We start from the raw sequence: 12845 nt of genomic DNA on the forward strand, positions 1-12845 counted from the left end.
GCGAATTCTACAGCGTTACACGCTGCTGTCAACACCTCTTTTTCTCCGCTTTCGACCGAGACGATCGAACCGTTGAAAGCGCCAGCAAAACCGGCATTCCCAACTCCTTCCAGGCTTCGATGATCTGAAGCAAGCCGCTGTCGAAAACTGCATAACTCGTTGAATCTCAAGGAGTTTTCCGTTTCAACTGCGCCGGAAGTGGGGCGAATTATAGGCCTCCAGAATCTGCCGTCAACCCCTAATTTCAACCTTACTCGGATTTCAGCGTAATCCGTGCAAAAGCCTTCTTGCCAGCCTGGCAAACATGAGTCGCACCCAGCACGCATATAAAGGAGCGATCAACAACCTCACCATCTACACGCACACCACCAGAAGCCAGCAGATCACGAGCAGCCGCCGAGTTCTTCACCAGGCCAGCCTTATTAAGGACGGCAGCAATCGGCATGTCTTCGGCAGCAGTCAGCTCGACTTCCGGCAAATCATCCGGCAACTCGCCATCCTTCATACGGTTACCCGCACCACGGTGAGCATTTGCAGCTGCCTCTTCACCATGAAAACGCGCAACAATTTCTTCAGCCAGCTTGATCTTGATATCGCGAGGATTGGCACCCGCCTCTACATCAGCACGGAAAGCATTGATCTCATCCATCGAACGGAAGCTGAGCAGCTCGAAGTAACGCCACATCAATGCATCCGGAATCGAAACCAGCTTGCTATACATGACACCCGGCGCTTCCTGGATACCGACGTAGTTGCCCAACGACTTGGACATCTTCTTCACACCATCCAACCCCTCGAGCAGCGGCATCGTCAGAATGCACTGAGCTTCCTGACCATAACCACGCTGCAGCTCGCGCCCCATCAGCAGGTTGAACTTCTGATCGGTACCACCCAGCTCAACATCCGCACGCAATGCAACCGAGTCATACCCCTGAACCAGCGGATAGAGGAACTCATGAATGGCGATTGGCTGATTGGTGGTGTAGCGCTTGTCGAAGTCATCACGCTCGAGCATACGAGCAACGGTGTATTGCGAAGTCAGACGAATAAAGTCTGCAGGCCCCATCTGATCCATCCAGGTGGAGTTGAACGCGACTTCTGTTTTCGCCGGATCAAGAATCTTGAAGACCTGAGTCTTGTAGGTCTCGGCGTTTTCCAGAACCTGCTCACGGGTCAGCGGCGGACGAGTTGCACTCTTGCCACTCGGATCACCGATCATCCCGGTGAAGTCACCAATCAGGAAGATCACCTGATGCCCCAGCTCCTGGAACTGACGCAGCTTATTAATAAGCACAGTGTGACCAAGGTGCAGATCCGGCGCCGTTGGATCGAAGCCGGCCTTGATTCGCAGCGGCTGGCCACGCTTGAGCTTTTCGATCAGCTCGGACTCGACCAACAATTCTTCCGCACCACGTTTAATCAGCGCTAGCTGCTCTTCAACCGACTTCATAACAGACCCGCAAGGCTCAGATTCAAAGGGAACCAACCATACAAGATCGCGCACCAATTACAAGTTTTGCCCGGCGCACGGACACCAATCCGCAGACGAGATGCCTGCGGACTTGCCTCAGCGATGATTTGGTTATATTTTATACAGTTATTTCATCTTCATCATGTCATTCATCTTTTCCAATTCATCTTTTCAAAGTCAAAACTACTTATGACCACTGAACCGTCTAAAGCGCCACCGCTTTACCCGAAGACTCACCTGCTTGCCGCAAGTGGGATTGCCGCCCTTCTCAGCCTGGCGCTCCTGGTATTTCCTTCCAGTGATGTTGAAGCCAAAAAGACAACCCTGAGCCTTGAACTGGAAAGTCCTGCCGAACAACTGACACAAGATCAAGACGCAGCTGACGCGGCTCAAGCCACAAATGAGCCAGTAGCTTCGCCCTTCGCGCAGATCGAAAACAGCGCAGAAGACGCACCTCAAACCGCCCAGGCCGCGCCAGCGCCAGCACCGGTTGCTCCTGAAAAGAAGGCTCCGGGCCACAGGGAAGTGATCGTCTCCAAGGGCGATACCCTTTCGACATTGTTCGAGAAGGTTGGCCTTCCCGCCGCTGCCGTGCACGAAGTTCTGGCCAGCGACAAACAGGCGAAGCAGTTCAGCCAGCTCAAACACGGCCAGAAACTCGAATTCGAACTCAACCCACAAGGTCAACTGACCAATCTGCACAGCAAGGTCAGCGACGTTGAAACCATCACCCTGACCAAGAACGACAAGGGTTACGTCTTCAACCGCGTAACCACAAAACCTACCGTTCGCACCGCCTATGTCCACGGCGTGATCAACAGCTCACTGTCACAGTCCGCCGCCCGCGCCGGCCTGTCCCATAGCCTGACCATGGATATGGCTAGCGTCTTCGGCTACGACGTCGACTTCGCCCAGGATATCCGCCAGGGTGACGAGTTCGACGTGATCTACGAACAGAAAGTGGTCAATGGAAAAGCCGTCGGTAATGGCCCGATCCTTTCCGCCCGGTTCACCAACCGCGGCAAGACCTACACCGCAGTGCGTTACACCAACAAGCAGGGCAACAGCAGCTACTACACCGCCGATGGCAACAGCATGCGCAAGGCGTTCATCCGCACGCCGGTGGACTTCGCCCGCATCAGCTCCAAGTTTTCCATGGGCCGCAAACACCCGATCCTCAACAAGATCCGCGCCCACAAAGGTGTCGACTACGCCGCCCCACGCGGCACGCCAATCAAGGCTGCCGGTGACGGCAAAGTATTGCTGGCCGGTCGTCGTGGCGGTTACGGCAACACGGTGATCATTCAGCACGGCAATACCTACCGCACGCTGTATGGCCATATGCAAGGTTTCGCCAAAGGCGTGAAAACCGGCGGTACCGTCAAGCAGGGCCAGGTGATCGGCTACATCGGCACCACCGGCCTGTCCACCGGCCCACACCTGCACTATGAGTTCCAGGTCAACGGCGTTCATGTCGATCCATTGGGCCAGAAACTGCCAATGGCCGATCCTATCGCCAAGTCCGAGCGAGCCCGCTTCCTGGCGCAGAGCCAGCCGCTGATGGCGCGCATGGATCAAGAGAAGGCCACCATGCTGGCTTCGAGCAAGCGTTAAGCAATGGCTCTCTATATCGGCGTGATGTCCGGGACCAGCCTCGACGGTCTGGACATCGCCCTGATCGAGCAGACTTCGGCGATCAATCTGATCGCCACGCACTACATTCCCATGCCTGACTCCCTGCGCGCCGAGCTGCTTGGCTTGTGCGCCAGCGGCCCCGACGAGATCGCCCGCTCGGCCATTGCCCAGCAGAACTGGGTGAGACTTGCAGCCGAAGGCATCCATACCCTGCTCGAGCAGCAACAGCTCAACCCGGGCGCCATTCGCGCGATCGGCAGCCACGGCCAGACCATTCGCCATGAGCCGGCACGCGGTTTCACCGTACAGATCGGCAACCCTGCCCTGCTGACCGAGCTGACCGGCATCACGGTCGTCAGCGACTTCCGCAGTCGCGATGTAGCCGCCGGCGGCCAAGGTGCCCCTCTGGTTCCAGCCTTCCATGAAGCGTTGTTCGAAGAGCGTACCGGTAACCGCGCAGTCCTGAATGTCGGCGGTTTCAGCAATCTCAGCCTGATTGAGCCGAACAAGCCTGTAGCCGGTTTCGACTGTGGGCCTGGGAATGTGCTGATGGATGCCTGGATTCACCAACAGCGTGGCGAAAACTATGATCGCAATGGCCAATGGGCAGCCAGCGGCAAGGTTGAGCCAATCCTGCTCAAGGCATTGCTGAGCGATACCTTCTTCTCGACCAAAGGCCCAAAGAGTACCGGTCGGGAAGTGTTCAACCTGCGCTGGCTTGAACAGCAACTGTCGCGTCTGCCGGATTTCGCTCCCGAAAACGTACAGGCAACGCTGCTCGAACTGACGGCACTGACCATCATCGAATCACTGCAAAGCGCTCAAACGAATACTGAAGAACTCCTGGTCTGCGGCGGCGGCGCCCACAACGCTACGCTGATGAAGCGCCTGGCCGACCTGCTGCCCAACACGAAAGTCGCCAGCACCGCGACCTATGGCGTCGACCCAGACTGGGTCGAAGCCATGGCCTTTGCCTGGCTGGCCCATTGCTGCCTGGAGGGCATCACCGCCAATCGCCCCAGCGTCACCGGTGCAAAAGGCTTGCGCGTACTCGGCGCCATCTACCCCAACTAAGACAAAACGCAGATAACAAAACGCCGCAGAACTGTGAAGTTCTGCGGCGTTTCATTGTGCACAGTGAAGCGAGATCAGATCGAGAACGAGGAGCCGCAACCACAAGTCGTGGTGGCATTCGGGTTCTTGATCACGAACCGCGAACCTTCCAGACCTTCCTGGTAGTCCACCTCGGCACCTGCGAGATACTGGAAGCTCATCGGGTCAACCACCAGACTGACGCCCTCGCGCTCGACGATGGTGTCGTCCTCGGCCACATCTTCATCGAAGGTGAAGCCGTATTGAAACCCTGAACAACCGCCGCCCGTAACGAATACGCGCAGCTTCAAGCGATCATTCCCCTCTTCATCGACCAGGCTCTTCACCTTGTGCGCGGCACCCTGGGTGAATTGCAAAGCCGTGGGGGTGAAGGATTCGACGCTCATGCTGACTTTCTCCCGGCGTTACGCCGCCATAATGCGTGATGACGCGCATTATCCGCTTGTCCTAGAAAATCGGTCAACTATTGTTACGGTATATCAATAAAAGCGATCAGCGACCCAGAATGCAAAAAGGCCCGTCAAACGGGCCTTTTTACCAAGCAAGATCAGTCGTTACGGCAGCATGCCAGCGTGGGACAGACCAAAGCGCTCATCCAGACCGAACAGAATGTTCATGTTCTGCACCGCCTGACCGGACGCGCCCTTGACCAGGTTGTCGATCACCGACAGCACCACCACCAGATCACCATCCTGCGGACGGTGAACGGCGATACGGCAGACATTGGCGCCACGCACGCTACGGGTTTCCGGATGGCTGCCGGCCGGCATCACGTCGACGAACGGTTCATTGGCATAACGCTTCTCGAACAGCGCCTGCAGATCGACCGAGCGATCAACCACGGTCGCATAGAGCGTGGAGTGAATGCCACGGATCATCGGCGTCAGGTGCGGCACGAAAGTCAGGCCAACATCCTTGCCCGCCGCACGACGCAGCCCCTGACGGATTTCCGGCAAATGACGGTGACCTTTCACCGCATAAGCCTTCATGCTTTCCGACGTCTCGGAGTACAGCGAGCCTACGGCAGCACCACGACCGGCACCGCTGACGCCGGACTTGCAGTCAGCGATCAGCAGCGAAGTATCGGCCAGACCTGCTTCAAGCAACGGCAGGAAACCCAGCTGCGTTGCGGTCGGATAGCAACCCGGCACCGCGATCAAGCGCGCTTTCTTGATTTGCTCACGGTTGACTTCCGGCAAGCCGTAAACCGCTTCGTCCAGAAGCTCCGGTGCACCGTGCGGCTGGCCGTACCACTTGGCCCATTCATCCGCGTCCTGCAGACGGAAGTCCGCCGACAGATCGATGACCTTGGTGCCCGCCGCCAGCAATTCACCAGCCAATGCGTGGGCAACGCCGTGCGGAGTGGCGAAGAACACCACGTCGCAGGCGCCCAGGGTCTTGATGTCCGGCACGCTGAATGCCAGACCGTCGTAATGGCCGCGCAGGTTCGGATACATATCAGCCACGGCCAGACCGGCCTCGGATCGGGAAGTGATCACAACCACTTCTGCCTGCGGATGCTGTGCCAACAGACGCAGCAGTTCGACACCTGTGTAACCCGTGCCGCCGACGATACCGACCTTGACCATAAACCTGCCCTCAACGAACCCACTGGAAAGCCGTCGATAATAGGGGCCGCGCGCCCCTGCGACAACCGTCAAGGTGACGTGCGGACGCTCAAGCCTCTACTATCCGGCCTACCGTGAATGAGGGAAAAACCAAAAATGCTCTATCTATGGATCAAAGCGCTTCATATCGTCAGCATCGTGTGCTGGTTTGCCGGCCTGTTCTACCTGCCGCGACTGTTCGTTTATCACGCGCAAAGTGAAGACACGATCAGCAAGGAACGCTTCAGCATCATGGAGCGCAAACTGTATCGCGGCATCATGGGTCCGGCGATGGTCGCCACGCTGATCTTCGGCGGCTGGCTGATTTACCTGAACCCGGGCATCTTCAGCACCGGTGGCTGGATCCACGCCAAACTGACCCTGGTCGTGCTGCTGATCGGTTATCACCACATGTGCGGGGCACAGGTAAAACGTTTCGCTCGTGGCGAGAACACCCGCAGCCATGTCTTTTATCGCTGGTTCAATGAAGTGCCGGTTCTGATATTGCTGGCTATCGTAATTCTGGTCGTGGTCAAGCCGTTCTAACTTCAACTGGTTCAACTTTCCGGGGTACTTCCGATGTCGCTGCCCACACTGCTCGAACAACGTCTGCGCTTGCCCGTAGTGGCCGCGCCGATGTTCCTGATTTCCAATCCAGAACTGGTGCTCGCGTGCTGTCGCAATGGCGTGGTGGGCAGCTTTCCGGCGCTCAACCAACGCGAGAGCAGCGGGTTCAAGGCCTGGCTGGAACAGATCGAAGCGGGACTGGCGACACTGGATAACCCGGCGCCTTATGCCGTGAACCTGATTGTTCACAAGAGCAATCCGCGTCTGGAGGCGGATCTGAACATTTGCGTCGAGCACAAGGTACCTATCGTCATCACCAGCCTCGGCGCGGTAAAAGAGCTGGTAGATGCGGTGCACCGCTACGGCGGTCTGGTATTCCACGATGTGACGACTCGCCGTCATGCGGAAAAAGCCGCCGAGGCTGGCGTCGATGGTTTGATCGCCGTGGCGGCCGGTGCCGGTGGACATGCCGGCACTTGGAGCCCATTCTCGCTGATCGCCGAGATTCGGCAGTTCTTCGACAAGACGCTGTTGCTCGCAGGATGTTTGAACCACGGCCATGAGATTCTCGCCGCGCAACTGCTCGGTGCGGATTTGGCCTACTTCGGTACGCGATTCATCGGTACGACTGAAAGCCATGCGCCCGACGCCTACAAGGAGATGCTCCTGACGGCCAAGGCAGCGGACATCATTCATACTCCTGCCGTGTCTGGAGTACCGGCCAGCTTCATGCGTCAAAGCCTGGAAGCCGCAGGTTTCGACATGGCTGCGCTGCAAGGCAAGGGTGAAGTGAACTTCGGCGACAAGCTCAAGCCAATCAATGATGAAGCCAAAGCCTGGAAAACCGTGTGGTCCGCTGGCCAGGGCGTAGGCGAAATCGAGGATCTGCCGAGCGTTGACCAACTGGTGGCGCGCCTCGATGCCGAGTATCGCCAAGCCCTGGAGCACGCAGCGCAACTTCCGAAACGCTGGCCGCGCTGAGAAAATTCCGGCCAGTCGCCCTCCGACTGGCCTTACACTTGGCGAGTGCAACACGTTTCAATTCAATTTCTTTCGCGACAAGGATGCCTCGGTCATGAGCGAACCGCGTTACAAGATCGTATTCGACGGAGCTCTACAGCCCGGCGTCGATATCACCACGGCCAAACTCAACCTGGCCGATCTGTTCAAAAGTGACGTGGCCGCCATTGAGCGCCTGTTCAATGGGCGCGCCGTTGCCCTCAAACGCGATCTGTCACACAGTGACGCCCAGGCTTATCTGCAAGCCTTGGGCAAGACAGGGATCGATGCCCGGATCGAGACGGAAACAGCCATTGAACTGAATCTGTCCGATGTACAGGAACACTCCGCCAGCCTCGCAGAACCTGATTCCCCCTATGCCCCACCCCGAGCCAGTGTCGGTGAACAACTGCCGGAATTCGCCGCCCTCAAGCCATTGAGCGTCGAAGGACGGATCGGACGCCTGCGCTACCTGGCATGGTCAATGGTACTGAGTCTGGTGACCCTGCCGATCATCGGCGTTTTCGCGCTGATCGGTCTGGGCCTGGTGAGCGCCGATTCGACCTCCGGCCTGATCATTGGCGGTATCTTCGCCTTCTTCCTGTTCCTGGCCTTCGCGATCGTCGGCATCCTGTTCAGCATTCAGCGTCTGCACGATATTGGCTGGTCAGGCTGGCTCTGGCTGCTGACCCTGGTACCGTTCGTGGGCAGCTTCTTCCCGCTGGTGATCATGGTCATGCCGGGCAATACCGGCGCCAATCGCTACGGCCCACCGCCACCACCGAACAGCACCGCCGTCAAAGTGCTGTGCTCGCTGTGGATCGTGTTTATCGGGCTGTTCTTCGTCGGCGGAATGCTGGGCGGGATCTCCGCAATCCAGCAGGAGTACGAAACCAGCCTCGAAAGCAGTTATGAAAGCGGCTCGGTGACCGCCGATGAAGTCGATGTCGAAGCCGAGCCCGTGCCGAATTCGGTGGACGATGCAGCCGAAGCCGCACCGGCCCCTGTAGACTCTGCGAAAGAATGAACAGCGCTCCCCGCCGTGACACCTGCGTCCACGGCGCGGAGCTGTTGCGATGGAGAACTGCATGACCCGTTACGCTCTGATCACTGGCGCCTCCAGCGGTATCGGCCTGGCCATGGCCGAAGCCCTGGCCCGCCGTGGCCGCAGCCTGATTCTGGTGGCCCGACAGCGTGATCAGCTGGAAAGCATTGCGATTGAACTGACCCAGCGCTTCGGCGTGGAGGTGCTGTTCCGTGCCTGCGACCTGGGTGAGCCGTTGCGCCTGTCCGGGTTCCTGCTGGAACTGGAAGAAGGTGACCGGCAGATCGATCTGCTGGTGAACTGCGCCGGTATCGGCACGTGCGGTCCGTTCCTGGCCCAGGACTGGATGACCGAGCAGGATCTGATCGAAGTGAACATCCTCGCCCTCACCCGCCTGTGCCACGCGATCGGCAACAGCATGGCCCTGCAGGGTGGCGGGCAGATTCTCAATGTGGCATCGGTGGCGGCATTCAATCCCGGTCCGTGGATGAGCACTTACTACGCCAGCAAAGCCTACGTTCTGCACTTTTCCGAAGCACTGCGGGTGGAACTGAAAAAGTGCGCCGTGAAAGTTTCGGTGCTCTGCCCAGGGCCGACGCGCACGGCGTTCTTTCGCACCGCGCAACTGAACAACGACAAACTCAACGCCAGCAAACTGCTGATGAGCCCCGAAGAGGTCGCGCTGTATACCGTGCGCGCGCTGGAGAAAAACCGCGCGATCATCATTCCCGGGCGCAGAAACCGCTGGTTCGCCTTTCTGCCACGACTGGGTTCGCGCTGGCTAAACCGCACCATCGTCGGCATGGTTAACAAAGCTTACTGCCCTCGCTGAATCGTCCTACGGTAAAACACTGGGCGGACTTATACCTCATGAGTACACTCAGGCCAGCTCACACAACGGAGAAAACAGCTGTGGATACTCTGTTCACCAAGATCATCAACCGGGAGATACCGGCGAAGATCATCTACGAGGACGACCAGGTTCTGGCGTTCCACGACATCGCCCCGCAGGCACCGGTGCATTTTCTGGTGATCCCGAAGAAACCGGTGCGCACCCTCAACGACCTGACCGAAGACGACAAGGCACTGGCCGGACACATCCTGTTCACTGCCCAGCGTCTGGCACTGGAACTGGGTTGCGAAGAAGGCTTCCGGGTGGTGATGAACTGTAATGAAAAGGGTGGGCAGACGGTCTACCACATTCATATGCACGTACTCGGTCAGCGTCAGATGAACTGGCCACCGGGCTGATCGACCTCAAGATCTGTGGGAGCGCCCTGCTCCCACATGACCCAGCGCAAACCTTCCCCGGCCGATTCGGTTAAACTGGCCGCCGAGATTCTTCCCGGAGGTCAGCATGACTACCCAACGTCACTATTCGCCAATTGACCGTCTTCTGCTGCAAGCCGATGCCGCGATGCGAACCCTGCTGCCCTTCAGCGGCCAGCCGTACCGCCCGTCGCCGGCCATCGTGCAGCCCGACGTGCAGATGAGCGACGAAGACACCCGCCACGTCGCCGGCCTGATGCGCATCAACCATACCGGCGAAGTCTGTGCCCAGGCGCTGTATCAGGGCCAGGCCCTGACCGCCAAGCTGCCGCAGGTGCGCGAGGCCATGGAGCATGCGGCCGAAGAGGAAATTGATCATCTGGTCTGGTGCGAACAGCGCATTCATCAGTTGGGCAGCCACACCAGCGTGCTCAATCCACTGTTCTATGGCATGTCGTTCGGGATCGGCGCAGTCGCCGGGCTGATCAGCGACAAAGTCAGCCTCGGCTTTGTCGCGGCGACCGAGCATCAGGTGTGCAAGCACTTGAACGAACATCTGGAACAACTGCCGGCCGAGGATGAGAAATCCCGGGCGATTCTGGAACAGATGCGTATAGATGAAGAACATCACGCGGAAAGCGCATTGGAAGCCGGCGGATTCCGCTTCCCGGCACCGGTGAAGTTCGGGATGAGTCTGCTGGCCAAAGTGATGACCAAGAGCACTTATCGAATCTGAAAAACGCCCATAAAAAAGGCGACTGCCGCAAAGCAGTCGCCTTTTTTGTGCCTGGACTTCTTAGCTCGGCATATTGCGTGCGTAGAAGATTTCCAGCATTTCGTGCTTCACACGCTCGGTCACCTGAGCGCGTTGCTCAGAGGACAGATTGCTGGTGGCATCGCCGAACAGGTAGTTATCCAGTTCGAAGTTCTTCAGCAGCATTTTGGTGTGGAACAGGTTTTCCTGGTACACGTTCACGTCGGTCATCTGGTACGCGTCGCGGGTGTCTTCGGAAAGGTAGTTCTGGATCGAGTTGATCTCGTGGTCGATGAAGTGCTTGTTGCCTTCAACGTCACGGGTGAAGCCGCGCACACGGTAATCCACGGTCACGATGTCCGAATCGAACTGGTGAATCAGGAAGTTGAGCGCTTTGAGCGGTGAAATGACTCCACAGGTCGAAACGTCGATGTCCACACGGAAAGTCGCAATACCGGCGTCCGGATGAATTTCCGGGTAGGTATGCACCGTGATATGACTCTTGTCGAGGTGGGCCAGGATGATTTCCGGCAGCGGACCCGGCGACTCTTCGATCTGGCTTTCGGTCGGGGTGACCGGTTCTTCCGAGATCAGAATCGTGACGCTGGCACCCTGAGGCTCATAGTTCTGACTGGCAATGTTCAGAATGTTGGCACCAATGATTTCGACAACTTCCGTGAGGATCTGCGTCAGGCGTTCCGCGTTGTACTCTTGATTGATGTACTCGACGTAAGCCTGCTGGTCTTGCGGGGTTTCCGCGTAGCAGATGTCATAGATGTTGAAGCTCAAGGTCTTTGTCAGGTTATTGAACCCGTGGAGCTTGAGTTTGCTTTTCACCGTTAAAAACTCTCTATGTATGCGGCCCGGCCGCGTGATCAAGCATGCCCGTCAAGTGCGAACAACGCACCTGCGTAGGACGGTTAACACCTCTTCGCGATGGCGATTTTGGTTATCTGTTCAGGCGGACGACCCGTCGTTTGACCGATCACTGCCCTGAAAAAAGTGGCGCATTATGCAGACGTCAGCGGGGGATCGCCAGAGTCTGCACTGCTTTTATGATAGTTGAATGTCGGCTCAGCCGAGTTCGACGATTTCATAGTCGTGGGTGATTGCCACGCCGGCCGCGCCGAGCATGATCGAGGCCGAGCAATACTTCTCCGCCGACAACTCGATGGCGCGTTTGACCTGGGCTTCTTTCAGGCCACGGCCCTTGACCACGAAGTGCATGTGGATCTTGGTGAATACCTTCGGATCTTCGGTCGCGCGCTCGGCTTCCAGGAACGCTTCGCAGCTTTCAACCGCCTGACGGGACTTCTTCAGAATGCTGACCACGTCGAAGTTGCTGCAACCGCCCACGCCCAGCAGGAGCATTTCCATCGGGCGAACACCCAGATTACGACCACCGGCGTCCGGCGGACCGTCCATGACCACGACATGACCGCTGCCGGATTCGCCGAGGAACATGGCTTCGCCAGCCCATTGGATGCGTGCCTTCATCGCCAAGACTCCACTGTAGAAAAAAGGGTCGCCAGCTTAGCACAGGGCCCCGGTTTGACTGCGAGCGGTGATCCTAGGACCGATGCCTCTACTGCGTAGGTAATTTCTCGAATTTTCGACGAAGTGTCTGGTAAGCTGGCGCCAATTCACTGGCGCCCAGTCAGTATTTGTAGCGATCGCCCCAGCGCCTCATATAAAAACCAAATATAACCGTGCAGTCTTTTCGGGATACAACCATGGTTGGTATTACCCCCACACCCAAAATCAAAAACCTCGACAAGCTGCTGATGCATTGCCAGCGGCGGCGCCATGCGGCCAAGAGCAACATCATCTGCGCCGGGGATCGCTCGGACACGCTGTACTTCATCATCCGCGGTTCGGTCACGATCCTGATCGAGGATGACGACGGCCGCGAGATGATCATCGCTTACCTGAATGCCGGGGACTTCTTCGGCGAGCTGGGCCTGTTCGAACAGGCCGGCCAGGAACAGGAGCGCAGCGCCTGGGTGCGGGCCAAGGTCGAGTGCGAAGTCGCGGAAATCAGCTACGCCAAATTCCGTGAGTTGTCGCAGCAGGATCCAGACATTCTTTACGTGCTCAGCGGACAAATCGCACAACGATTGCGCAACACCACGCGCAAGGTCGGCGATCTGGCGTTCTTCGACGTCACCGGCCGCGTAGCCCGCTGCCTGTTGGAGCTGTGCAAACAGCCTGATGCGATGACTCACCCGGACGGCATGCAGATCAAGGTAACCCGCCAGGAAATCGGGCGGATTGTCGGGTGCTCACGGGAGATGGTCGGCCGCGTGCTCAAGGACCTTGAGGAGCGCAACCTGGTGGATGTCAAAGGCAAGACCATGGTGGTCTTCGGCACACGCTGAGTTCGAA

At 57.9% G+C, this 12845-nt stretch carries 14 protein-coding genes; 9 read left to right on the forward strand and 5 right to left on the reverse strand.

All coding sequences use genetic code 11. From position 1 onward, the window contains the following. Positions 1-250 precede the first annotated feature (250 nt). Complete coding sequence (gene tyrS, locus ACW9HX_RS04910) at positions 251-1450, reverse strand: tyrosine--tRNA ligase (RefSeq protein WP_457379710.1); 1200 nt, start codon at positions 1448-1450, stop codon at positions 251-253. A 210-nt stretch (positions 1451-1660) separates the two neighbouring features. Between tyrS and ACW9HX_RS04915 the strand changes: the two genes are divergently transcribed. Further along, the gene (locus tag ACW9HX_RS04915; protein WP_457379711.1) at positions 1661-3085 is read left to right on the forward strand and encodes a peptidoglycan DD-metalloendopeptidase family protein; all 1425 of its coding nucleotides are present in this window, start codon (positions 1661-1663) and stop codon (positions 3083-3085) included. Positions 3086-3088: 3 nt separating this feature from the next. Next, positions 3089-4180: an anhydro-N-acetylmuramic acid kinase gene (locus ACW9HX_RS04920; RefSeq protein WP_457379712.1), complete on the forward strand. Its 1092-nt coding sequence runs from the start codon at positions 3089-3091 to the stop codon at positions 4178-4180. A 74-nt stretch (positions 4181-4254) separates the two neighbouring features. Here ACW9HX_RS04920 and erpA read toward each other — a convergent pair whose 3' ends face one another. Further along, complete coding sequence (gene erpA, locus ACW9HX_RS04925) at positions 4255-4605, reverse strand: iron-sulfur cluster insertion protein ErpA (protein WP_003228776.1); 351 nt, start codon at positions 4603-4605, stop codon at positions 4255-4257. 168 nt (positions 4606-4773) lie between these two features. Next, positions 4774-5808, reverse strand: coding sequence for an N-acetyl-gamma-glutamyl-phosphate reductase (argC, locus tag ACW9HX_RS04930; RefSeq protein ID WP_457379713.1), 1035 nt, complete (start codon positions 5806-5808; stop codon positions 4774-4776). Between the two features lie 135 nt (positions 5809-5943). On the opposite strand from argC, the gene hemJ reads away from it, so the two are divergent. The 6 genes from hemJ (at position 5944) to coq7 (ending at position 10442) form a co-directional block, all read left to right on the forward strand. Then, on the forward strand, positions 5944-6372 hold the full coding sequence (gene hemJ / locus ACW9HX_RS04935) for a protoporphyrinogen oxidase HemJ (RefSeq protein ID WP_457379714.1): 429 nt from the start codon (positions 5944-5946) through the stop codon (positions 6370-6372). Between the two features lie 33 nt (positions 6373-6405). Next, positions 6406-7374 (forward strand): NAD(P)H-dependent flavin oxidoreductase, encoded by a 969-nt coding sequence (locus ACW9HX_RS04940; protein ID WP_457379715.1) that lies wholly within the window; start codon positions 6406-6408, stop codon positions 7372-7374. Positions 7375-7468: 94 nt separating this feature from the next. After that, positions 7469-8419: a DUF805 domain-containing protein gene (locus ACW9HX_RS04945; RefSeq protein ID WP_457379716.1), complete on the forward strand. Its 951-nt coding sequence runs from the start codon at positions 7469-7471 to the stop codon at positions 8417-8419. Between the two features lie 61 nt (positions 8420-8480). Next, positions 8481-9269, forward strand: a complete 789-nt coding sequence (locus ACW9HX_RS04950) for an SDR family NAD(P)-dependent oxidoreductase (protein WP_007956321.1) — start codon at positions 8481-8483, stop codon at positions 9267-9269. An 80-nt stretch (positions 9270-9349) separates the two neighbouring features. Next, entirely contained in the window at positions 9350-9688 is a 339-nt protein-coding gene (locus tag ACW9HX_RS04955) for a histidine triad nucleotide-binding protein (RefSeq protein ID WP_003228789.1), read from the forward strand. A 106-nt stretch (positions 9689-9794) separates the two neighbouring features. Next, positions 9795-10442 (forward strand): 2-polyprenyl-3-methyl-6-methoxy-1,4-benzoquinone monooxygenase, encoded by a 648-nt coding sequence (coq7, locus tag ACW9HX_RS04960; RefSeq protein WP_007956317.1) that lies wholly within the window; start codon positions 9795-9797, stop codon positions 10440-10442. 60 nt (positions 10443-10502) lie between these two features. Here the strand turns inward: coq7 and speD are convergent, their stop codons facing one another. Together speD and ACW9HX_RS04970 are read right to left on the reverse strand one after the other, a co-directional pair. After that, positions 10503-11297, reverse strand: coding sequence for an adenosylmethionine decarboxylase (gene speD, locus ACW9HX_RS04965; protein ID WP_007956315.1), 795 nt, complete (start codon positions 11295-11297; stop codon positions 10503-10505). 237 nt (positions 11298-11534) lie between these two features. Then, a complete protein-coding gene (locus ACW9HX_RS04970) occupies positions 11535-11957 on the reverse strand; it encodes an OsmC family protein (RefSeq protein WP_003228794.1) in 423 nt (140 codons plus the stop codon). A 236-nt stretch (positions 11958-12193) separates the two neighbouring features. On the opposite strand from ACW9HX_RS04970, the gene crp reads away from it, so the two are divergent. Next, positions 12194-12838: a cAMP-activated global transcriptional regulator CRP gene (gene crp / locus ACW9HX_RS04975; RefSeq protein ID WP_085709238.1), complete on the forward strand. Its 645-nt coding sequence runs from the start codon at positions 12194-12196 to the stop codon at positions 12836-12838. The last annotated feature ends 7 nt before the right edge of the window (positions 12839-12845 follow it).

Source organism: Pseudomonas sp. SDO52101_S400 (genome assembly GCF_054071635.1).